A 22,965-nucleotide genomic window follows, 5' to 3' on the forward strand; every position below is an offset into this window, starting at 1 on the left:
CGCTGAGGTCGTAATCGAGGTCGTCAGGCCGTTTCCACCCCCACGTAGCTCTCGCGGAGGTACTCGTGAACCGCTTGCTCCGGGACGCGGAACGACCGTCCCACCCGGATCGCGGGCAGATGACCGCTGTGCACCAACCGGTACACGGTCATCTTGGACACGCGCATCACCGAGGCGACCTCCGCCACGGTAAGGAACTGAACCTCGTTCAGAGGCCTCTCGCCAGCTGCAGCCATGACACACCTGAACCTTCCGCACTCGACGGCCACCGGCTTCCCCTTCCGGTGACTCTTCGTCGCTGCGTGCTCACTCCCCAATGTAGGGGCGGGTGATGCGAATGGGGAAGAGGTGCACCCATCGCTTCCCTACCGTGACAGACACGCCCGATTGAGTACGTAGCGGGTAAGCGGCCGGTAGTACTCGGACCGCACGGCGTCATCAAGTGGAACGACGACGGACACGAACCCCTCCGCCTCACCGACGAAGAGCGCGGGATCGTCCGTATCGGCCGGCCCGATGGCCTCGAACCCCAGCTGACCTGCTCCGCAGACCCAGCCGTGGTCCCCGATCACCAGCTCGGGAAGCGGCCCGCCGGCGTCGGCCGCGGCGGCCAGCACGGTACGAACCGGGAGCGGCGAATGGGTGTGTGCGCCGGGCTCACCACCGGCGCGCCCGGCGCCGGGTTCCCGCACCAACGCGACTCCCCGGACGTAGTCGAGGTTGTACGTGCGTAGACCGAACCGGGTCGTTATGTCGACACAGCGACCCTGCGCCGGGGTGAGGACAGCACATCCCGCCGCCGACAGCGCCTCGGCCAAGGCGGCGTAGAAACCGAGCAGTCGATGAGGGTGCCCGGTGCCGAGGAGGACCGGTGCGCGACGCTGAGCGACCGCGGCGAGCCGGCCGGCGAAAGCATCCAGCGCGGCCAGTGTCCGATCGGGGTCGATCACGTCCTGGCCCGAAGTATCGTGCGGATCGGCCGAAACCCCACACCTGTCCGCCATCAGCCCGAGCAGATCCCGCTGCCCCCAGCCCCCTGCCGGGTCGATCCCGATCAGCACCCGCGGATCCCGCGCGGCGAACAACCGGTAACTCCGCAGACTCACCTCCCGGGAAGTCGCCACGACCCCGGCAAGACGAACGTCCAGAAGATGAGCCCGAAGAGCTCGACGGGTCAGCACAGAAACGATGCTGCCGGGTCCTCCCACCTCCGGACCGAGGAACGCGGGAACTTACCCACGACCGGCGTAACACTCCCGCTGCGCGGCTGCGGGCAGTCGTGCCGCTGGGGCGGCACGGGTGGGCGCAGCGGCACCCCGCAACGCCGGGCCGCGCCCCCCACCCCCGGCCGGCACCAGCCCCGGCAACCGAATAGGCAAGCCCGCTACGCCAACAACCCCCGCAACGGAAACACCGCCCGCCGAGCCGCCACCACCGCCTGGTCCAACCGATCCGCAGGGTCGTACCCCGCCTCCCAGGAGGCCCACCCCACCGGCCACCGCCCATCAGTCATCCGCATCGGCCCAAGCTGCCGCGTCCGCGCGAACACCTCCTGCCGCCACCCCTCCGGAATCACCGTCTCCGGCTCCACCGGCCGCCCCGCCGCGATCCCCACCAGATGCGTCCACGACCGCGGCACCACATCCACCACCGCGTACCCCCCGCCCCCCAGCGCCACCCACCGGCCCCCTGCGTACTCGTGCGCCAGCTCATGACACGCCACCTGCACCGCCCGCTGCGCGTCCAACGACACCGCCAGATGCGCCAGCGGATCCTCGAAGTGCGTGTCCGCACCGTGCTGAGTCACCAGCACCTGCGGCCGGAAGTCCGCGATCACCTCCGGCACCACCGCGTGGAACGCCCGCAGCCACCCCGCGTCCCCGGTCCCCGCCGGCAACGCCACATTCACCGCCGACCCCTCCGCGCAGTCCGCCCCGGTCTCCTCCGGCCACCCGGTCTGCGGGAACAGCGTCGCCGGATGCTCGTGCAGCGAGACCGTCAGAACCCGCGGGTCCTCCCAGAACGCCGCCTGCACCCCGTCCCCGTGATGCACGTCCACATCCACGTACGCGACCCGCTCGGCTCCCAGCTCCAGCAGCCGCGCGATCGCCACCGCCGCGTCGTTGTACACGCAGAACCCCGAAGCCGCGCCCGGCATCGCATGATGCAGCCCGCCCGCGAAGTTCACCGCGTGCAGCGCGTCCCCGCGCCACACCGCCTCCGCCGCCCCCACCGACTGCCCGGCGATCAGCGAGGACGCCTCGTGCATCCCCGCGAAAGCCGGATCGTCGATCGTCCCGAGCCCGTACGACCCGTCCGCCGAACCCGGATCCACGGAGGCCGACTTCACCGCCTCGATGTAGTCCTCCCGGTGGACGAGCCGCAGCGTCGACTCCCCGGCCGGCCGCGCCGCGACGACCTCCACCTCACGGTCGAGCCCCAGGGCCCCGACCAGTCCTCGCGTCAGGGCGAGCCGGACCGGATCCATCGGGTGATCCGGGCCGAAGTCATAGCCCGTTACTGCCTCGTCCCACATCAGCTGTGCGCGGCCGCTCATGCCCGCCACCGTATCGGTCCGGTTGAGCCTCGAACGACCGGGCGTACACGACCGTCACCAGCACCAACACCATCGGTACGAGCATGGCCCCGCGATAGCTCCAGGCATCCCCCAGCGCTCCCACCAACGGCGAACCGACCAGAAAACCGACGTAGTTGAAGACATTGAGCCGCGCCACCGCCGCGTCGGACGCCCCGGGCCGGCCGTCCCGCTCCGCGGCCAGCCGCCCCGCCGCCGCGAACGTCTGCGGCACCAGCACGCACAACCCCAGCCCCAGCAACATGAACCCGAGCATCCCCACCCAGGCCCCCGGCGCTCCCGCCACCACGGCGAACCCACCCGCCGCGACGACCGCCCCGCCCCGCACCACCGCCACGGCCCCGAACCGCCGCACCCCGAAGTCCCCGACGGCACGCCCCACCAGCGTAGTCACCATGTACACGTTGTACGGCACAGTGGCCAGCTGCTCCGAACTCCCCAGCACGTCCTGGAGGTACTTCGCGCTCCAGTTGGAGACGGTCGAGTCCCCGATGTACGCGAACGTCATCACCAGACACAGCGGCAACAGCACCTTGAACCCGACGCCGACGCCCTCCCCCTTCGACGCCCCCTCCGCACCGGGCTCCCCATCACGGCCCGCCCCGTCGACGTACCACCGGCTCCCCACCAGGGCGGCCGGCACCAGCACCGCCACGACCGGCAGATACGACACCCACAACGCCAGGTCCCAGTGCGCCCCCGCCCAGGCCAGCGAGGCCCCCAGAATCCCGCCCAGGCTGTACGCCGCGTGGAACCCCAGCATGATGCTGCGCCCGTACGACCGCTGCAGGCTCACCCCGAGCATGTTCATCGAGGCGTCCAACGCACCCACGGCGAGCCCGAACACGGCCAGTGCGACGGCCAGCGCCGCCATCCGGTCCCCCGCCCCGACACCGAGCAGCGCCAACAGCACTACGGGCTGGGACCAGCGCAGCAACCGGCTCGGCCGCACCCGCCGCACCAGGCGCCCGGTGACCACACTCCCCACACCGGCCAGGATCGGCACGGCGGCCAGGAAGACGGGCAGCAGCGCGTCGGAGACGCCGTACCGGTCCTGGATGGCCGGGATGCGCGTGACGAGCAGAGCGAAAGCGACACCCTGGGCGAAGAAGCCGAACGCCAACGAGACCCTGCCGCGCCGCAGCACATCAGTCATGGCGGCGAGCGTAGGGCTCCCGCCTACCCGTGGGTAGATCCAGCCAAAGATGAATTCGGCTCAGCTCTGTTCAGTTCTGTCAGCGCACCAGCAGATCGGCCAGTTCCCCCATATCGCCGAAGAGCCGGGTCGCCCCGGCGAGCTTCGCCGCCGGCGTCATCGCGGTGAACCCGTACACATCCATCCCGGCCGCGACAGCCGCCCGGACGCCGAGCGGGCTGTCCTCGATCACGACACACCGCTCCGGCGCGACCCCCATCCGCTCGGCGGCGTGCAGGAACAGATCCGGCGCCGGCTTCCCCCGTCCCACGTCCTGGGAACTGAAGATCCGCTCGTCGTCGAACCACCGGTCCAGCCCGGTCTTCCGATGCCCCACCCGAATCCGCTCATGGCTCCCGGACGAGGCCACGCAGTACGCCACCCCGTCCGCCGCGAGCTTCTCGAGCACACCGACCGCCCCGGGCACCGGCTCCAGGTCCCGCTCGAAGGCGGCGAACACCCGGCCGTGGAAGACGTCGTCGAAGTCGCCGGGCAGCCGCCGGCCCGTCCGCTCCAGGATGAGGTCATGAACCCGGTGCATCGCGGCGCCCATGTAGTCCCGGAGGGAGTCGTCGTACGACGTGGGGTGCCCCAGCTCGGTCAGATAGCCGGCCAGCAGCCGATTGGAGATCGGCTCGCTGTCGACGAGCACGCCGTCGTTGTCGAAGATAACCAGGTCGTAGCGCATACAAAGACAGTAAACGCGACCGTAAACGCAGAAAACCCCGCACCGTTCCCGGTGCGGGGTTTCCTCGCAATGATTGTTCGGCGGCGTCCTACTCTCCCACAGGGTCCCCCCTGCAGTACCATCGGCGCTGTAAGGCTTAGCTTCCGGGTTCGAAATGTAACCGGGCGTTTCCCCTACGCTATGACCACCGAAACACTATGAAACAGACAACCAGCACACCCCCGTGGCACAGGGGCGGGTTGTTCGTGGTTTCAGAACCAACACAGTGGACGCGAGCAACTGAGGACAAGCCCTCGGCCTATTAGTACCGGTCACCTCCACACCTTGCGGTGCTTCCAGATCCGGCCTATCAACCCAGTCGTCTACTGGGAGCCTTAACCCCTCAAGGGGGTGGGAGTCCTCATCTCGAAGCAGGCTTCCCGCTTAGATGCTTTCAGCGGTTATCCCTCCCGAACGTAGCCAACCAGCCATGCCCTTGGCAGGACAACTGGCACACCAGAGGTTCGTCCGTCCCGGTCCTCTCGTACTAGGGACAGCCCTTCTCAAGACTCCTACGCGCACAGCGGATAGGGACCGAACTGTCTCACGACGTTCTAAACCCAGCTCGCGTACCGCTTTAATGGGCGAACAGCCCAACCCTTGGGACCGACTCCAGCCCCAGGATGCGACGAGCCGACATCGAGGTGCCAAACCATCCCGTCGATATGGACTCTTGGGGAAGATCAGCCTGTTATCCCCGGGGTACCTTTTATCCGTTGAGCGACGGCGCTTCCACAAGCCACCGCCGGATCACTAGTCCCGACTTTCGTCCCTGCTCGACCCGTCGGTCTCACAGTCAAGCTCCCTTGTGCACTTACACTCAACACCTGATTGCCAACCAGGCTGAGGGAACCTTTGGGCGCCTCCGTTACTCTTTAGGAGGCAACCGCCCCAGTTAAACTACCCATCAGACACTGTCCCTGATCCGGATCACGGACCCAGGTTAGACATCCAGCACGACCAGACTGGTATTTCAACGACGACTCCCCCTGAACTGGCGTCCAGAGTTCACAGTCTCCCAGCTATCCTACACAAGCCGAACCGAACACCAATATCAAACTGTAGTAAAGGTCCCGGGGTCTTTCCGTCCTGCTGCGCGAAACGAGCATCTTTACTCGTAGTGCAATTTCACCGGGCCTATGGTTGAGACAGTCGAGAAGTCGTTACGCCATTCGTGCAGGTCGGAACTTACCCGACAAGGAATTTCGCTACCTTAGGATGGTTATAGTTACCACCGCCGTTTACTGGCGCTTAAGTTCTCAGCTTCGCCCCACCGAAATGGAGCTAACCGGTCCCCTTAACGTTCCAGCACCGGGCAGGCGTCAGTCCGTATACATCGCCTTACGGCTTCGCACGGACCTGTGTTTTTAGTAAACAGTCGCTTCTCGCTGGTCTCTGCGGCCACCCCCAGCTCAGACAGTAAATGTCATCACCAGGAATGGCCCCCCTTCTCCCGAAGTTACGGGGGCATTTTGCCGAGTTCCTTAACCATAGTTCACCCGAACGCCTCGGTATTCTCTACCTGACCACCTGAGTCGGTTTAGGGTACGGGCCGCCATGAAACTCGCTAGAGGCTTTTCTCGACAGCATAGGATCATCCACTTCACCACAATCGGCTCGGCATCAGGTCTCAGCCACAAGTGCGACGGATTTACCTATCGCACGGCCTACACCCTTACCCCGGGACAACCACCGCCCGGGATGGACTACCTTCCTGCGTCACCCCATCACTCACCTACTAACCGCTTGGTCCGGCGGCTCCACCACTTTCCTTTCCCCGAAGGGTCCGGAACGGCTTCACGGCCTTAGCATCACGATGCTCGATGTTTGACGCTTCACAGCGGGTACCGGAATATCAACCGGTTATCCATCGACTACGCCTGTCGGCCTCGCCTTAGGTCCCGACTTACCCTGGGCAGATCAGCTTGACCCAGGAACCCTTAGTCAATCGGCGCAAACGTTTCTCACGTTTGTATCGCTACTCATGCCTGCATTCTCACTCGTGAACCGTCCACAACTCGCTTCCGCGGCTGCTTCACCCGGCACACGACGCTCCCCTACCCATCACAGCCGGCGTTGGCCGTATTGCTGCAATGACACGACTTCGGCGGTACGCTTGAGCCCCGCTACATTGTCGGCGCGGAATCACTAGACCAGTGAGCTATTACGCACTCTTTCAAGGGTGGCTGCTTCTAAGCCAACCTCCTGGTTGTCTGTGCGACTCCACATCCTTTCCCACTTAGCGTACGCTTAGGGGCCTTAGTCGATGCTCTGGGCTGTTTCCCTCTCGACCATGGAGCTTATCCCCCACAGTCTCACTGCCGCGCTCTCACTTACCGGCATTCGGAGTTTGGCTAAGGTCAGTAACCCGGTAGGGCCCATCGCCTATCCAGTGCTCTACCTCCGGCAAGAAACACACGACGCTGCACCTAAATGCATTTCGGGGAGAACCAGCTATCACGGAGTTTGATTGGCCTTTCACCCCTAACCACAGGTCATCCCCCAGGTTTTCAACCCTGGTGGGTTCGGTCCTCCACGAAGTCTTACCTCCGCTTCAACCTGCCCATGGCTAGATCACTCCGCTTCGGGTCTTGAGCGTGCTACTAAAATCGCCCTGTTCGGACTCGCTTTCGCTACGGCTTCCCCACCCGGGTTAACCTCGCAACACACCGCAAACTCGCAGGCTCATTCTTCAAAAGGCACGCAGTCACGACGCAAGGACAAGTCCTTGCGCGACGCTCCCACGGCTTGTAGGCACACGGTTTCAGGTACTATTTCACTCCGCTCCCGCGGTACTTTTCACCATTCCCTCACGGTACTATCCGCTATCGGTCACCAGGGAATATTTAGGCTTAGCGGGTGGTCCCGCCAGATTCACACGGGATTTCTCGGGCCCCGTGCTACTTGGGTGTCTCTCAAACGAGCCGCTGATGTTTCGACTACGGGGGTCTTACCCTCTACGCCGGACCTTTCGCATGTCCTTCGCCTACATCAACGGTTTCTGACTCGTCCCACGGCCGGCAGACCGTAGAAGAGAGATCCCACAACCCCGCACACGCAACCCCTGCCGGGTCTCACACGTATACGGTTTGGCCTCATCCGGTTTCGCTCGCCACTACTCCCGGAATCACGGTTGTTTTCTCTTCCTGCGGGTACTGAGATGTTTCACTTCCCCGCGTTCCCTCCACACTGCCTATGTGTTCAGCAGCGGGTGACAGCCCATGACGACTGCCGGGTTTCCCCATTCGGAAACCCCCGGATCAAAGCCTGGTTGACGGCTCCCCGGGGACTATCGTGGCCTCCCACGTCCTTCATCGGTTCCTGGTGCCAAGGCATCCACCGTGCGCCCTTAAAAACTTGGCCACAGATGCTCGCGTCCACTGTGCAGTTCTCAAACAACGACCAACCACCCGTCACAACCCACTCACGCGGATTTTTACCGGGGCCGGCACTGAAGGCGACCTCACGGCCGTACCCTCAGATACCCAACAGCGTGCCCGACACCCTTCCCGTCCCTTACTCGAGTTCCACGCCGAAGCAGTACTACCGAGAAGATCAGGTCAAGTGTGCCGAGTAGTCAACGTTCCACCCATGAGCAACCAGCATCAGACATTCGCTGATGTACTGGCCTCTGACCGACCGAAGTCGGTGAGAAGTGCTCCTTAGAAAGGAGGTGATCCAGCCGCACCTTCCGGTACGGCTACCTTGTTACGACTTCGTCCCAATCGCCAGTCCCACCTTCGACAGCTCCCTCCCACAAGGGGTTGGGCCACCGGCTTCGGGTGTTACCGACTTTCGTGACGTGACGGGCGGTGTGTACAAGGCCCGGGAACGTATTCACCGCAGCAATGCTGATCTGCGATTACTAGCGACTCCGACTTCATGGGGTCGAGTTGCAGACCCCAATCCGAACTGAGACCGGCTTTTTGAGATTCGCTCCACCTCGCGGTATCGCAGCTCATTGTACCGGCCATTGTAGCACGTGTGCAGCCCAAGACATAAGGGGCATGATGACTTGACGTCGTCCCCACCTTCCTCCGAGTTGACCCCGGCGGTCTCCCGTGAGTCCCCAACACCCCGAAGGGCTTGCTGGCAACACGGGACAAGGGTTGCGCTCGTTGCGGGACTTAACCCAACATCTCACGACACGAGCTGACGACAGCCATGCACCACCTGTACACCGACCACAAGGGGGGCACCATCTCTGATGCTTTCCGGTGTATGTCAAGCCTTGGTAAGGTTCTTCGCGTTGCGTCGAATTAAGCCACATGCTCCGCCGCTTGTGCGGGCCCCCGTCAATTCCTTTGAGTTTTAGCCTTGCGGCCGTACTCCCCAGGCGGGGCACTTAATGCGTTAGCTGCGGCACGGACAACGTGGAATGTTGCCCACACCTAGTGCCCACCGTTTACGGCGTGGACTACCAGGGTATCTAATCCTGTTCGCTCCCCACGCTTTCGCTCCTCAGCGTCAGTATCGGCCCAGAGATCCGCCTTCGCCACCGGTGTTCCTCCTGATATCTGCGCATTTCACCGCTACACCAGGAATTCCGATCTCCCCTACCGAACTCTAGCCTGCCCGTATCGACTGCAGACCCGGGGTTAAGCCCCGGGCTTTCACAACCGACGTGACAAGCCGCCTACGAGCTCTTTACGCCCAATAATTCCGGACAACGCTTGCGCCCTACGTATTACCGCGGCTGCTGGCACGTAGTTAGCCGGCGCTTCTTCTGCAGGTACCGTCACTTTCGCTTCTTCCCTGCTGAAAGAGGTTTACAACCCGAAGGCCGTCATCCCTCACGCGGCGTCGCTGCATCAGGCTTTCGCCCATTGTGCAATATTCCCCACTGCTGCCTCCCGTAGGAGTCTGGGCCGTGTCTCAGTCCCAGTGTGGCCGGTCGCCCTCTCAGGCCGGCTACCCGTCGTCGCCTTGGTGAGCCATTACCTCACCAACTAGCTGATAGGCCGCGGGCTCATCCTGCACCGCCGGAGCTTTCGACCATCAAAGATGCCCAAGATGGTCAGTATCCGGTATTAGACCCCGTTTCCAGGGCTTGTCCCAGAGTGCAGGGCAGATTGCCCACGTGTTACTCACCCGTTCGCCACTAATCCCCACCGAAGTGGTTCATCGTTCGACTTGCATGTGTTAAGCACGCCGCCAGCGTTCGTCCTGAGCCAGGATCAAACTCTCCGTGAATGCTTTACATCACGGGAGCGGAACAGTCGGAGGAATAATCCGACCGTTCACAGCGTCCTCGCTGTATTTTTCTTCAAAGGAACCTCAACCCGATCGAAGAACCGATCAGGTCGGGGTATCAACATATCTGGCGTTGACTTTTGGCACGCTGTTGAGTTCTCAAGGAACGGACGCTTCCTTTGTACTCACCCGAGAGACTCTCTCAGGCTTTCCTCCGGGCGCTTCCCTTCGGTCTTGCGTTTCCGACTCTATCAGATCTTTCCGATCCGATTTCCTCGGTGCTTTCCAGGTTCCCGCTTTCGCGTTTCCCTTTCCGGCGGTTCCGACTCTATCAGATCCTTTCGGGCTCTGATTCCCCGTCAGAGGGGGTTGTCTTCCCGGCTGTTGGGCCGTTTCAACGAGGTGAGACTCTAGCGGATTCCCGGCTCCCGAGCTAATCGGGGGCCGCGTCCTGGTGGACGTGGATTCCTCATTCCGTAAATACGCGCACCGACAATACGACGACGCCGACAGCGCGACTGTTCGTCGAGGAGTGGTTGGTACTTGCGGAATCGCTGTCCGGGGACCGACCGGAGTCGGCGCTCACGTCGGACAACTCGGAGAACACTACGAGCGCGGGACGGGTGTGTCAAATGCCGGGCCGGACGGCCTCCGCACCCGTACTGTGGGAGGCGTGACGACGCGTACGTGCACCGGGCTCTGGTGGGCCGCCTGACGGCGGCCGTACTCACGTATGCACTCAACGGCCGCCGCTTCGGCGGCCGTTCTCGTATCTCCCTCCAGGAGGGGCGGCCGGCGGGTGGCGGCGGCCCTGACCAGGAGGTGGAGAGATGACACGGGTCTTCAGTGGGGTCAAGCCGACCGGGCATCTGACGCTGGGGAACTATCTGGGAGCCATGCGGCAGTGGGCCGCGGAGGACCAGCACCGATCGGACGCCCTGTTCTGCGTGGTCGATCTGCACGCGCTGACCGTGGATCACGATCCGGCGCGGGTGCGCAGACTCAGTCGGCAGGCGGCCTCGTTGCTGCTGGCGGCGGGGTTGGATCCGGAGCTGTGCACCGTGTTCGTGCAGAGTCACGTGGACGAGCACGCCCGGCTGTCGTACGTACTGGAGTGCGTCGCCACCGACGGGGAGATGCGGCGGATGATCCAGTACAAGGAGAAGGCCGCGCGGGAGCGGGAGCGGGGCGGGAGTGTGCGGCTGTCGCTGCTGACGTATCCGGTGCTGATGGCGGCCGACATCCTGGCGTACGGGACGGACGACGTGCCGGTCGGGAACGACCAGACGCAGCACGTGGAGCTGGCGCGGGATCTCGCGGTGCGGTTCAACCAGCGGTACGGACACACGTTCGTGGTGCCGCGGGCGACGAATCCCGCGGTGGCGGCTCGGGTGATGAATCTGCAGGAGCCGGCGTCGAAGATGGGGAAGAGCGACGACGTCGGGCCGGGGATCGTCTATCTGCTGGATGAGCCGGACGTGGTGCGCAAGAAGGTCATGCGGGCCGTGACCGACAGCGGACGCGAGGTCGTGTACGACCGGGAGGAGCGGCCGGGGCTCGCGAACCTGCTGGAGATTCTCGCCGCCTGCACGGGCGGGGAGCCGGCGGAGCTGGCGGGTGGGTACGACTCGTACGGCGCGTTGAAGAAGGACACCGCGGAGGCCGTCGTCGAGGTGCTGCGGCCGGTGCAGGAGCGGCACAAGGAGCTGTGCGCGGACCCCGGGTATGTGGAGGGTGTGCTCCGGGAGGGTGCGGAGAAGGCCCGGGCGATGGCTCGGCCGACCGTGGATGCCGCTTACCGGGCGATCGGGTTGCTGCCTCCCGTGAACGCGGCCCGGTAGGCGCGGGGGCTGGTGGCGAGGCGCGATGCGAAGTGCTGGCGCATCGTGACCTCGCTGCCGAAGCCGGACCGGCGGGCGACCTCGGGCATGGGCAGGTCGGTGCGTTCGAGGAGCTTCTGGGCCGCGGCGATGCGCTGGTCCAGGAGCCAGCGCAGGGGGGTGGTACCGGTGGCCGCGGTGAAGTGGCGGGCGAAGGAGCGGGGGGACATGCCGGCGCGGGCTGCCAGGTCTGCGATCGTCAGCGGCTCGTGAAGGTGGCGCAGGGCGTGTTCGCGGACGGCGGCGAGGGCGTCGGCGTCCCGGGCGGCCCGGGGTGTGGGGTGCTCGATGAACTGGGCCTGCGTGCCGGTGCGGAAGGGGGCCGTGACCATCGAACGGGCGATGGTGGCGGCGGCTTCGGCGCCGTGGGCCAGGCGGACCAGGTGGAGGCAGAGGTCGATGCCGGCGGCCGTGCCGGCGGCGGTCCAGATGTTGTCGTCCTCGATGAAGAGGGCGTCGGGGACGACGGTGACGCGGCGGTGCTGGGAGCGCAGGAGGTCGGTCAGTCGCCAGTGGGTGATGGCTCGGCGGCCGTCGAGCAGGCCGGCCTGGGCGAGGGTGAAGGCGCCGCCGCACAGGGCCGCGACGGTGGTGCCGCGGGCGTGGGCGCGGCGGAGGGCGTCGAGGACCGGGGCGGGGGCCGGGGTGAGGTGGTCGTCGAGGCCGGGGACCAGGACGAGGTCGGCGCCGTCCAGCCAGTCGAGGGTGCGGTCGGGGTGGAGGGCGAGGCCGCCGCGCATGGGGACGGCGGTGGTGCCGTCGGCGGCGACCCGGCGGAGTTCGAAGGCGGGGGCGCCGCGGTCGGTGCGGTCGGTGCCCCAGACCTCGGTGATGACGGAGACGTCGAAGGCCCGGATGCCGGGGAAGGCCACGAGGGCGACGCGGTAGGGGGCTGCCATGAGTGGCAGTAAAACATCGATCGCTGGCTTCTGTACCCCTGGGGCCCGGTGCTGCCGGGCGGCACGATCGAGGGCATGGACATCGCTGAGAACGCAGCACTGGTGGTCGTGGACGTGCAGAAGGGCTTCGAGGAGGTCGACTTCTGGGGTGCGCGCAACAATCCGGCGGCGGACGACAACATCGCCGCCCTCATCGACGTGTGGCAGTCGACCGGGCGGCCGGTCGTCTTCGTGCGGCACGACTCCGTCAAGTCCGGGTCGCCGTTGCGGGCGGGGTACGCGGGCAACGGGTTCAAGGAGTACGTGGAGGGGCGTCGCGGGAAGGGGGGCGGGGCCGAGCTGCTGGTCACGAAGAGCGTGAACTCGGCGTTCCTCGGGACGCCCGACCTGGGGGCCTGGCTGCGGGAGGCGGGGATCTCGCAGATCGTGCTGGCCGGGATCCAGACGAACATGTGCGTCGAGACGACGGCACGGATGGGTGGGAACCTCGGGTACGAGGTCGTCGTCGCGTTCGACGCGACGTACACCTTCGGTCTGGAGGGGCCCTTCGGCTGGCGGCAGAGCGCGGAGGAGCTGGCGCGGGCGTCGGCGGTGTCGCTACACGGGGGCGGGTTCGCGACGGTGGTGGCGACGGAGGATGTGGTGGCGGCGGTGAAGTGAGCCCCGCAGACGTACGTTCTGTCAGTCCTTGGTGCCGGAGGCGAGTTCGCGGCTGCGGTCGCGGGCGGCTTCCAGGGCGGCGATGAGGGCGGCGCGGACGCCGTGGTTCTCCAGTTCGCGGATGGCGTTGATGGTGGTGCCGGCGGGGGACGTGACGTTCTCGCGGAGCTTGACCGGGTGTTCGCCGCTGTCGCGGAGCATGGTCGCGGCGCCGATCGCGGACTGGACGATCAGGTCGTGGGCCTTGTCGCGGGGCAGCCCGAGGAGGATGCCGGCGTCGGTCATGGCCTCGACCAGGTAGAAGAAGTACGCCGGGCCGGAGCCGGAGAGGGCGGTGCAGGCGTCCTGCTGGGACTCGGGGACGCGGAGAGTCTTGCCGACGGCGCCGAAGATCTCCTCGGTGTGCGTGAGGTGGTCGGCGGTGGCGTGGGTGCCGGCGGAGATGACGGACATGGCCTCGTCCACGAGGGCGGGGGTGTTCGTCATGACGCGGACCACCGGGGTGCCGGGGGCGAGGCGCTCCTCGAAGAAGGCGGTCGGGATGCCCGCGGCGCCGCTGATGACCAGGCGGTCGGCGGGGACGTGCGGGGCGAGTTCGTCGAGGAGGGTGCCCATGTCCTGGGGCTTGACCGTGAGGATCAGGGTGTCGGCGGACTTGGCGGCCTCGGCGTTGGTGACCGGGGTGACTCCGTGGCGGGCGCGGAGTTCTTCGGCCCGTTCCCGGCGGCGGGCGGTGACCAGGAGGTCGGCGGGTGCCCAGCCGGCTCCGATCATTCCGCTGAGCAGGGCTTCGCCGATCTTGCCGGTGCCGAGGACTGCGACTTTCTGGGTCATGGCGTTCGGTGCCCTCCGGTGCCCTGTCTTGGGTGCGTCGTCCGTCGTCGTCATCCTCGCATTCACGGAGCGGGTGGGGGCGTCGCGTCCAGTCCGCGGGACGCCGGTGGGCGGTCGGTCCGTGGAGGGATTTCGCCCCCGCCGCCCCTTCCCGTTCCCGTCCCTGGGGGCTGCGCCCCCAGACCCCCGCTTTCGGCCTTGACGGCCTCGTCCTCAAACGCCGGACGGGCTGTTATGCCGTTCGGCGTTTCAAGGTCGCCGCGCCCAGGGCCAGGACCAGGAGGGCGCAGCCCGCGACGATCAGGGCGTCCCGTACGAAGGCGGTGGTCATGTCGGCGTGGCGGAGGACCTCGTTCATGCCGTCGACCGCGTAGGACATCGGCAGTACGTCGGAGACGGCCTCCAGGGCCGGGTGCATCTTGTCGCGCGGGGTGAAGAGGCCGCAGAGGAGGAGCTGGGGGAAGATCACCGCCGGCATGAACTGCACCGCCTGGAACTCGGAGGCCGCGAAGGCCGAGACGAAGAGGCCGAGTGCGGTGCCCAGGAGGGCGTCGAGCAGGGCGACCAGGAGGAGCAGCCAGGGGCTGCCGGTCACGTCCAGGCCCAGGAACCAGACCGCGAGGCCGGTGGCCAGGGCCGACTGGACGATGGCGAGGGCACCGAAGGCGAGGGCGTAGCCGGCGATGAGGTCGCCCTTGCCGAGCGGCATGGCGAGGAGGCGTTCCAGGGTGCCGGAGGTGCGCTCGCGCAGCGTCGCGATGGACGTGACCAGGAACATCGTGATCAGCGGGAAGATGCCGAGGAGCGAGGCGCCGATGTTGTCGAAGGTGCGCGGGCTGCCGTCGAAGACGTAGCGCAGCAGGAAGAGCATCACGCAGGGGATCAGCATCAGCAGGGCGATGGTGCGGGGGTCGTGGCTCAGCTGGCGCAGGACCCTGGTCGCGGTGGCTGTGGTGCGGGAGAGGCTCAGGGGGCGAGTGGGGGCCGGGGTGAGCGCGGGTGCGGGCGTCGCGGGGGCCGTGGGCGTGGTCATCGAGTGGTCTCCTTCGTGCGGGCCGCCGCCTTCGCCTTCGCCTCGTCGACCAGGTGGAGGAAGGCTTCCTCGACCGTCTCTGAGCCGGTACGGGTGCGCAGGGCGTCGGGGGTGTCGTCGGCGAGGACCTCGCCCTCGCGCATCAGGAGGAGGCGGTGGCAGCGCTCGGCCTCGTCCATGACGTGGGAGGAGACGAGGAGGGTGGCGCCGCGGTCGGCGGCGATGGAGTGGAAGAGGGTCCACAGGTCTCGGCGGAGTACGGGGTCGAGGCCGACCGTGGGTTCGTCGAGGACCAGGAGTTCGGGGGCGCCCAGGAGGGCGACGGCGAGGGAGACGCGGCTGCGCTGGCCGCCGGAGAGGTTGCCGGCCAGGGCGTCGGCGTGGGTGGTGAGGTCGACGTCGGCGATGACCCGGGTGACGTCCTCGCGGCGACGGTCGGAGGCCGTCCGGCCGGGGTCGAGGATCTCGGCGAAGTAGTCCAGGTTCTGGCGGGCGGTCAGGTCGTCGAAGACGGACGGGGCCTGGGTGACGTAGCCGATGCGGGTGCGCAGGGCCGGGTGGCCGGCGGGGCGGCCGAGGACGTCCAGGGTGCCGGTGACCTTGGCCTGGGTGCCGACGATCGCCCGCATCAGCGTCGACTTGCCGCAGCCGGAGGGGCCGAGGAGGCCGGTGATCCGGCCGCGCGGGACGGTGAAGCCGAGGCCGCGCAGGACAGTGCGGGGGCCGCGGACGACGGTGACGTCCTCGGCGTGGACCGCGGGCGGGGCGGGGTCGCCGCCGGCTTCTCCGGGCGGGGCGGAAGAGTAATTCATCATGTGATGAATACTCCTCCCAGCCCCATCCGTCGTCAAGGGGTCACGGGGTCACGGGGCTCCTGGCGAGCAGGAGGACGACGACGTACGTCTCCTCGACGACTCCGTCCGGGAAGACGGCCAGGAGGTGCCGGCGCTCGTCGGCCAGGAAGGCCGCGCGGCGTTCGTCGGTGTCGGTCAGGAAGACCGAGTGGCTGGCGAGGTTGGCCAGGTGGGCGTCGACGGGGACGCGACGGCTCCAGCGGATCTCGCGGCGGGTGAGTCCGAGGCGGCCGGCGGGGTCGGCGGCGCCCGGGCCGAGGTTCCGCTTCTCGGCGGAGAGGTCGAGGTCGAAGTGCTGGTCGATGCGCCGGGCCGCCGCGGCGATCCAGGGCACGTCGAGGGCCTCGGTGTTCCACCACAGCGCCAGCGCGCCGCCCGGACGCAGCACGCGCAGCGCCTCCGGGACGGCCAGGGCGGGGTCGGTCCAGTGCCAGGCCTGGGCGTAGGTGAGGAGGTCGGCGGTGTGGTCGGCCAGGGGGAGGGCGTTGCCGTTGCCGCGGACGATCGGCACGCCGGGGAGGGTGCGGCGGAACTCGGTGGCCATGCCGGCGCCGGGTTCCACGGCGATCACGTCGGCACCGCGCTCGTGCAGGCGGGCGGTCGCGAGACCTGTACCGGCGCCGACGTCCACGACGCGGGAGCCCTTGAGGGGGCGGCCGGCCAGCTCCTCCAGCGCGTCGAAGAGGGCGGGCGGGTAGGAGGGGCGGTTGGCGGCGTACTGGGCCGCGGCGGCGTTGAAGGAGTGGGCCCGGGCGCTGTGGCCGGCCTGCGCGGGGGTGGTTGGAGCGGCCGGGGCGTCCGGGGCCGGGGCCGGCGGTGTCGGCGGTGTCGGTGTCGTCATACGGCCATGGTGGCCGGGTGGGGCGGCGGGGCGTAGGGGGTCTTCGGGAGCGCCGTGGAAGGGAGCGTCCGGGCTCCCGTCCTGCTGCGGGGCTCTGGCTCCGGGCGCTCGCTCCGGGCGCTCGCCTACGGGCCCTCGCTTGCGGCGCTCGCTCCCCGCCCTCGCTTGCGGGCTCTCCCTTCCGAGCGCTCGCTCCCCGCCCTCGCTTGCGGGCTCTCCGCTGCTTCCGGCGACGCTTCGTCTACTTCCGGCGGCGCTTCTTCGTCGGGTTGCCCGAGCGGCGGGTGATGCGCTTCTCGTACTCCTCGCGGGCCTTCTCGTACTCCGCGCGGTGCAGTTTCTCGCCCGGGGCCTCGGTGAAGGTGCGGAAGAAGTAGGCGAGGAGGGAGCCGACGAAGCCGATGGCGAGCAGGCCGCGCATCGATGCCTGACGGTCGGGGTCGGGACGGCTGGTGAAGCCGGACCAGGTGTGGCGGAAGGCCAGGGTGCTGCAGATCGCGAACATCACGATCATCAGCAGCGAGACGAAGCTGCCGATGTCGGCGATCTGGAGGCCCTGGTAGGCGATGCGGAGCACGAAGCAGGCGGCGGCCGCCACGGCGAGGGAGCCGACGGCGAGGCCCGCCCGGCGGGCGGTGTAGCCGTTGTCGTGGTGCACCCAGGTCGTGCCGTAGAACCGGAGGGGCTCGGGGCGGGGGCCCGCGGGGACGTCCGGGATGCCGTTCTTACCGTTCTCTGCGCTCACGGGTCGATTATGGCGCCGGTGCGGCGCGGGCCCCGAGCGGGCCCGGCACACCGGACGAAGACTCGTGGGACGTGGGGTGCGTCAGCCGCCCTGGCCGGCGCTGCCGAGCGGGCCGACCTGCACCGGGGTGCCGGAGCCGTCCGTGACGGGCAGCGTGGCGCCGCCCGGCCAGTCGAGGGTGACCGACTTGGTCTCGTCCGGCGGGGTCACCACCAGGCCGGTGATGCGGACACCGGAACCGCCCGAGTCGTTGATCGGGTAGGTGATGCCGAAGGTCACCGTGTCGCCGTCCGCGAGGACGACCGAGGGGGCCGACTCACCCGTGCGCTCGGCGGACAGGGTGCCGGAGTTCGTCTTCAGGTCGACGCCCGCGTAGCCCGCGAGCGAGCAGTCCCGGCCGCCGCCGTTCTTCAGGTCCACCGCGACGGTGCCCCTGTCGTCGCCGCCGATCGTTGCGTCGGTCGCCGTGATCTCCAGCTCGTCGGTGCGGCACTTGGCGGCCTTGCCGTCCTCGTCGGTGCCGCCGGTTCCGCCGGTGCCACCGGTGCCGTTGGGGGTCTTCCCTTCGGAGTCGGTGCCGCCCTGCTGGTCCGAGCCGGCCGAGTCCGAGCCGCCGGTCGAGGAGGAGGCGGTGGAGGCGGCCGGCGGTGCGGCGCTCCGGTCCGTGCCGTCGTCGTCGTTCTGGCAGGCCGTGAGCGAGAGACCGGCGGCGAGGGCCATGGCGGCGATGGTCAGCTTGCGAACGCGCATCGTTGTCTACCTCAGAGTCGGTTGGCGTGCCGGTCCGCCCGCACCCAACGGTGCGAGCAGGCGGTGTTTCCGACCATCAAGAGCCACTCGGCCCGGCACGCCGTTCCTCTCGGCAACCTCCTAATACGCCTTCAGGACAGCCCTGTTACAAGGTCAGCAGCGAGGGGCCACGTAACCGTCGCTGCCGGTGCGGACGTACGCGTCGGAGACGTACTGACCGCTGCCGATGCCGTCCCAGATGTTCGAGGTGCCGTACGGGCCCGAGACCCGGGTCCCCGGCGTCTGGCAGCGGATCTGGACCCGGGAGCCCTCGGGCAGGGTCCGCACGATGGAGTAGCCGGTGCCGGGACCGCTGCGGACGTTCAGCCGGTAGCCCGGCGCCACCGGGTAGGAGCCGGCGGCAGCGGCTGCCGTGGTGACGGCCTCCGTGGTCGCCTTCTCGTCCCCGCCCGTGGCGTCCGTGAGCTGGTCGACAGACATGAAAAACCTCCCCCGTCGTACCCCACGGGTTTCGTGGGGTCACGTTGATTCCCATGGATCAAGATGCGAAACACCAGTTCGCAACTCGCACGCGGAGGCTAGCAAGCCTCTTCGGCCCCAAAAGAACCATCGACTAGGCTCCGAGCGTCGCGCGCGCGAACGAACAGCACGGGGGTGGTTCCATGGCGCCGCAGCCGAACGCCGGAGCGGGCGCGGAAGCGGAACTTCCGGAGTACGCCGGTCACTACCGACTCGAGTCCTGTCTGGGCTCGGGTGGCATGGGGGTCGTGCACCTGGCCCGCAGCACTTCCGGGATGCGGGTCGCGGTGAAGGTCGTGCACGCCCGGTACGCCCTGGATCCCGAGTTCAGAGGGCGGTTCCGGCAGGAGGTGGCCGCTGCGCGGCGGGTGAGCGGGGCCTTCACGGCGCCGGTCGTCGACGCCGATCCGGATGCCGGGCGGCCCTGGATGGCCACGCTGTACATCCCTGGTCCCACGCTTTCCGAGCAGGTGAAGCGGAACGGTCCGATGGATCCCGCCCAGTTGCGCCGGCTGATGGCCGGACTCGCGGAGGCGCTGCGCGACATCCATCGGGTGGGGGTCGTGCACCGGGATCTGAAGCCGAGCAACGTGCTGCTCGCCGAGGACGGGCCGAAGGTCATCGACTTCGGCATCTCCCGGCCGAAGGACAGTGAACTGCGGACGGAGACGGGGAAGCTGATCGGCACGCCGCCGTTCATGGCGCCCGAGCAGTTCCGGCGCCCCCGCGAGGTGGGGCCCGCCGCGGACGTGTTCGCGCTCGGGTCGCTCATGGTGCACGCGGCGACCGGACGCGGGCCGTTCGACTCCGACAGTCCGTACGTCGTCGCCTACCAGGTCGTGCACGACGAACCCGACCTGACCGGCGTACCGGAGACGCTGGCGCCGCTGGTGCTGCGGTGCCTCGCCAAGGAGCCCGCCGACCGGCCCACCCCGGACGAGCTGATGCGGGAGCTGCGGTCGGTGGCGGCGGCGTACGACACGCAGGTGTTCATACCGGCACAGCGGGTGGAGGACTCGTCGGCCCCGGCGGCGGCCGCTGCTTCGGAGCGGGCCCCGGCGCCGGAGGCTCCCGCCGAGCCGGCCGTGCGGCGGCTCGGCAGGCGGGCGGCGCTCGTGGCCGGTGCGCTCTGCCTCGCCGTGACCGGAGGTCTCGTCGCGGTCCAGCTGTCCGGCGACGCCGAACCGGCGCACCGGGCGCCCGCCGCGCAGAGCGGCCCGGGCGGGTTCGGCGGGTGGGAGGCGGTGCCCGCGTCGAAGGGCGGTGGCGTCCCCCAGTGCTCGTACGCGGCGCGGCGGCTGCTGTGCGCGCGGCCCGGGCTGGTCTTCGCGATCGATCCGGCCGACGGCAGCACGCTGTGGCGGCACGCCGTGGAGGAGGCCGTGCGGAGCGAACCGCCGGTCGTGTCGGGCGGGCTCGTACAGCCCGAGGTCGGCCTGCTGGGCCCGTTGGAGGCGCTCGACCCCGCCACGGGCGAGCCGGTGTGGCAGGAGGAGATGCCCGCGTACGACGGTCTGCGGTGCGTCGGCGACATGCTCCTGCTCACCCGCGCCGACGGGACGGTCACCGGTGTGGACAGCGCCTCGGGGCGTCCCCGGTGGTCGCACCGGATCCCCGGGCAGTCCGTGCCGTACTTCACCTCGTTCGCCGGTGAGCGGCGACCGGTGGCGTACGCGACGAGCGGAACCCCGGACGGGCAGCGGACCCGGGTCACCGCGGTGGACCCGGCCGACGGGGACGTGCGGTGGGACACGGAGCTGGCGGGGACGCTGACGCCCGTGGGGGCGGCGGACGGATCCGTGTTCCTCGTCGCCGAAGGGGCGGCCTACGGCGACGTCAAGGCCGTGGTCCGCTACACGCCCGCCACCGGGGCGACCCGCCGGGTGACGCTGCCGATCCCGGTCGAGCAGGCGTCGGCGTCGGCGGGCGTGCGCGGGGACACCGTGTACCTCATGGGCGCGGGCGGCTCGCTGGTCGCCGTGGACATGGCGGCGGGGGAGCAGGCGTGGCGGCTGGAGACGGGCGTGAGCCGGGGCTCGGCGCCGGTCTCCGACGGGCGGCACGTGTACGTCACCGCCCCCGACGGGCGGCTCCTCGGCGTCGACGCCCGCAAGGGCAGGCTCCTCGGACAGACCCGGCCCCGGCTCGGCGACGACTCCGACAAGGTGCCCGCGTCACTGCCGGCGCCGCTGCTGGCGGGCGGGCACGTGTACGCCGGGGCGCCGGACGGGACGGTGTTCGGGGTGCCGGGGCGGGACCCGGGGGCCTGGTAGGCCGCGGATCCCGCCGAGGGGGTCAGCCCAGCTTGCTGACGTCGCGCACCGCGCCCTTGTCCGCGCTGGTCGCCATCGCGGCGTACGCCTTGAGGGCCGCGGAGACCTTGCGGTCGCGGTTCTTCGGGGCGTACACGCCGCCCAGGGCCTGCTCGCGGCGGGCCAGCTCGGCGTCGTCGACCAGCAGCTCGATGGAGCGGTTCGGGATGTCGATGCGGACGCGGTCGCCGTTCTCGACGAGGGCGATGGTGCCGCCGGCGGCCGCCTCGGGCGAGGCGTGGCCGATGGACAGGCCCGAGGTGCCGCCGGAGAAGCGGCCGTCGGTGACCAGGGCGCAGGCCTTGCCGAGGCCGCGGCCCTTCAGGTACGAGGTCGGGTAGAGCATCTCCTGCATGCCGGGGCCGCCCTTGGGGCCCTCGTAGCGGATGACGACGACGTCGCCCTCCTTGACCTGCTGGGTGAGGATCTTCTGGACGGCCTCCTCCTGCGACTCGCAGACGACCGCCGGGCCCTCGAAGGTCCAGATGGACTCGTCGACGCCCGCCGTCTTCACGACGCAGCCGTCGACCGCCAGGTTGCCGCGCAGGACCGCGAGGCCGCCGTCCTTGGAGTAGGCGTGCTCGGCGGAGCGGATGCAGCCGCCCTCGGCGTCCTCGTCGAGGGAGTCCCAGCGCTCGGACTGGGAGAAGGCCTCGGCGGAGCGGACGCAGCCGGGGGCCGCGTGCCACAGTTCCAGGGCCTCCGGGGACGGGGAGCCGCCTCGGACGTCCCAGGTCTTCAGCCAGTCGGCCAGGGACGGGCTGTGGACGGAGTGCACGTCCTCGTTGAGCAGGCCCGCGCGGTGCAGTTCGCCGAGGAGGGCGGGGATGCCGCCGGCGCGGTGCACGTCCTCCATGTAGTACGTGCGGTCCTTGGCGACGTTGGGCGCGACCTTGGCCAGGCAGGGGACGCTGCGCGAGAGGGCGTCCATCTCGGCGAGGCCGTAGGAGACCTCGGCCTCCTGTGCGGCGGCCAGCAGGTGCAGGATCGTGTTGGTGGAGCCGCCCATCGCGATGTCCAGCGCCATGGCGTTGCCGAAGGCGGCGGCGGTGGCGATGTTGCGAGGCAGGACCGAGTCGTCGTCCTGCTCGTAGTAGCGGCGGGTCAGGTCCAGGACCGTGTGCGCGGCGTTCTCGTAGAGCGCCTTGCGGGCGGTGTGGGTGGCCAGGACCGAGCCGTTGCCGGGGAGGGAGAGGCCGATGGCCTCGGTCAGGCAGTTCATCGAGTTGGCGGTGAACATGCCGGAGCAGGAGCCGCAGGTCGGACAGGCGTTCTCCTCGATGCGGAGGATGTCCTCGTCGGAGATCTTGTCGTTGACCGCCTCCGACATCGCGTCGACCAGGTCCAGGGTGCGGACCGTGCCGTCGACCAGGGTGGCGCGGCCGGACTCCATCGGGCCGCCGGAGACGAAGACCGTGGGGATGTTCAGGCGGAGAGCCGCGTTGAGCATGCCCGGGGTGATCTTGTCGCAGTTGGAGATGCAGATCAGGGCGTCGGCGCAGTGGGCCTCGACCATGTACTCCACGCTGTCCGCGATCAGGTCGCGGGAGGGCAGGGAGTAGAGCATGCCGCCGTGGCCCATCGCGATGCCGTCGTCGACGGCGATCGTGTTGAACTCGCGCGGGATGCCGCCGGCCGCGACGACCGCCTCGCTGACGATCCGGCCGACCGGGGCGAGGTGGGTGTGGCCCGGCACGAACTCCGTGAAGCTGTTGGCGACCGCGATGATCGGCTTCCGCCCGATGTCCGCGCCGGGTACACCGGAGGCACGCATAAGGGCGCGGGCGCCCGCCATGTTGCGGCCGTGGGTGACTGTGCGGGACCTCAGTTCGGGCATCGTCGCTCGCTCCTTCGGAGAGTTATGACTGTCGTCGAGCGTACGCCGGTCATCCAGGGGCCGGGACAGGGTGTCCGTAATGCGGGATGC

General features: G+C 68.4%; 17 protein-coding genes and 3 rRNA genes. 3 read left to right on the forward strand and 17 right to left on the reverse strand.

Going from position 1 to position 22,965, the window contains the following annotated elements:
• Positions 1-23: 23 nt before the first annotated feature.
• The 8 genes from RI578_RS17425 to RI578_RS17460 form a co-directional block, all read right to left on the reverse strand.
• A complete protein-coding gene (locus tag RI578_RS17425) occupies positions 24-236 on the reverse strand; it encodes a helix-turn-helix domain-containing protein (RefSeq protein WP_004984898.1) in 213 nt (70 codons plus the stop codon).
• Between the two features lie 129 nt (positions 237-365).
• On the reverse strand, positions 366-1,181 hold the full coding sequence (locus RI578_RS17430; RefSeq protein ID WP_310871933.1) for a phosphatase: 816 nt from the start codon (positions 1,179-1,181) through the stop codon (positions 366-368).
• 203 nt (positions 1,182-1,384) lie between these two features.
• A complete protein-coding gene (locus tag RI578_RS17435; protein WP_310871934.1) occupies positions 1,385-2,557 on the reverse strand; it encodes an acetoin utilization protein AcuC in 1,173 nt (390 codons plus the stop codon).
• Positions 2,508-3,752: an MFS transporter gene (locus tag RI578_RS17440; protein WP_310871935.1), complete on the reverse strand. Its 1,245-nt coding sequence runs from the start codon at positions 3,750-3,752 to the stop codon at positions 2,508-2,510. Before RI578_RS17440 ends, RI578_RS17435 begins: the two co-directional genes overlap by 50 nt.
• 79 nt (positions 3,753-3,831) lie before the next feature.
• Positions 3,832-4,479, reverse strand: a complete 648-nt coding sequence (locus tag RI578_RS17445; protein WP_310871936.1) for an HAD family hydrolase — start codon at positions 4,477-4,479, stop codon at positions 3,832-3,834.
• Positions 4,480-4,554: 75 nt separating this feature from the next.
• Positions 4,555-4,671 (reverse strand): 5S ribosomal RNA (rrf, locus tag RI578_RS17450).
• A gap of 89 nt (positions 4,672-4,760) precedes the next feature.
• Positions 4,761-7,881: ribosomal RNA gene (locus RI578_RS17455) — 23S ribosomal RNA — on the reverse strand.
• A 303-nt stretch (positions 7,882-8,184) separates the two neighbouring features.
• Positions 8,185-9,711 (reverse strand): 16S ribosomal RNA (locus RI578_RS17460).
• The 16S, 23S and 5S rRNA genes sit together here, the layout of an rRNA operon.
• An 830-nt stretch (positions 9,712-10,541) precedes the next feature.
• Between RI578_RS17460 and trpS the strand changes: the two genes are divergently transcribed.
• The gene (gene trpS / locus RI578_RS17465) at positions 10,542-11,552 is read left to right on the forward strand and encodes a tryptophan--tRNA ligase (protein ID WP_310871937.1); all 1,011 of its coding nucleotides are present in this window, start codon (positions 10,542-10,544) and stop codon (positions 11,550-11,552) included.
• On the opposite strand, the gene RI578_RS17470 is transcribed toward trpS, so the two are convergent.
• Positions 11,507-12,490, reverse strand: coding sequence for a helix-turn-helix domain-containing protein (locus RI578_RS17470; RefSeq protein WP_310871938.1), 984 nt, complete (start codon positions 12,488-12,490; stop codon positions 11,507-11,509). The two genes, trpS and RI578_RS17470, sit on opposite strands and share 46 nt — an antisense overlap.
• 75 nt (positions 12,491-12,565) lie before the next feature.
• Between RI578_RS17470 and RI578_RS17475 the strand changes: the two genes are divergently transcribed.
• Positions 12,566-13,150 carry a cysteine hydrolase family protein gene (locus RI578_RS17475; RefSeq protein WP_310871939.1) on the forward strand — a complete coding sequence of 195 codons (585 nt, stop codon included), beginning with the start codon at positions 12,566-12,568 and terminating at the stop codon, positions 13,148-13,150.
• Positions 13,151-13,171: 21 nt separating this feature from the next.
• Here the strand turns inward: RI578_RS17475 and proC are convergent, their stop codons facing one another.
• The 7 genes from proC to RI578_RS17510 form a co-directional block, all read right to left on the reverse strand.
• Positions 13,172-13,984, reverse strand: a complete 813-nt coding sequence (proC, locus tag RI578_RS17480) for a pyrroline-5-carboxylate reductase (RefSeq protein ID WP_310871940.1) — start codon at positions 13,982-13,984, stop codon at positions 13,172-13,174.
• Positions 13,985-14,216: 232 nt separating this feature from the next.
• Positions 14,217-15,017, reverse strand: coding sequence for an ABC transporter permease (locus tag RI578_RS17485; protein WP_310871941.1), 801 nt, complete (start codon positions 15,015-15,017; stop codon positions 14,217-14,219).
• Entirely contained in the window at positions 15,014-15,832 is an 819-nt protein-coding gene (locus RI578_RS17490) for an ABC transporter ATP-binding protein (protein WP_310871942.1), read from the reverse strand. The genes RI578_RS17485 and RI578_RS17490 overlap by 4 nt, the downstream gene beginning before the upstream one ends.
• 40 nt (positions 15,833-15,872) lie before the next feature.
• Entirely contained in the window at positions 15,873-16,712 is an 840-nt protein-coding gene (locus RI578_RS17495) for a class I SAM-dependent methyltransferase (protein ID WP_310871943.1), read from the reverse strand.
• Between the two features lie 241 nt (positions 16,713-16,953).
• Positions 16,954-17,457, reverse strand: a complete 504-nt coding sequence (locus tag RI578_RS17500; RefSeq protein WP_310871944.1) for an EamA/RhaT family transporter — start codon at positions 17,455-17,457, stop codon at positions 16,954-16,956.
• An 81-nt stretch (positions 17,458-17,538) separates the two neighbouring features.
• Positions 17,539-18,207 carry a DUF4232 domain-containing protein gene (locus tag RI578_RS17505; RefSeq protein ID WP_310871945.1) on the reverse strand — a complete coding sequence of 223 codons (669 nt, stop codon included), beginning with the start codon at positions 18,205-18,207 and terminating at the stop codon, positions 17,539-17,541.
• 153 nt (positions 18,208-18,360) lie between these two features.
• Complete coding sequence (locus RI578_RS17510; RefSeq protein ID WP_310871946.1) at positions 18,361-18,687, reverse strand: SH3 domain-containing protein; 327 nt, start codon at positions 18,685-18,687, stop codon at positions 18,361-18,363.
• A gap of 182 nt (positions 18,688-18,869) precedes the next feature.
• On the opposite strand from RI578_RS17510, the gene RI578_RS17515 reads away from it, so the two are divergent.
• On the forward strand, positions 18,870-20,999 hold the full coding sequence (locus RI578_RS17515; protein ID WP_310871947.1) for a serine/threonine-protein kinase: 2,130 nt from the start codon (positions 18,870-18,872) through the stop codon (positions 20,997-20,999).
• A gap of 22 nt (positions 21,000-21,021) precedes the next feature.
• Here the strand turns inward: RI578_RS17515 and ilvD are convergent, their stop codons facing one another.
• Positions 21,022-22,875 carry a dihydroxy-acid dehydratase gene (gene ilvD / locus RI578_RS17520; protein ID WP_310871948.1) on the reverse strand — a complete coding sequence of 618 codons (1,854 nt, stop codon included), beginning with the start codon at positions 22,873-22,875 and terminating at the stop codon, positions 21,022-21,024.
• Positions 22,876-22,965: the final 90 nt, after the last annotated feature.

The organism is Streptomyces sp. BB1-1-1, assembly GCF_031597775.1.
In the GTDB taxonomy this organism is placed as follows: Bacteria; Actinomycetota; Actinomycetes; order Streptomycetales; family Streptomycetaceae; genus Streptomyces; species Streptomyces thinghirensis.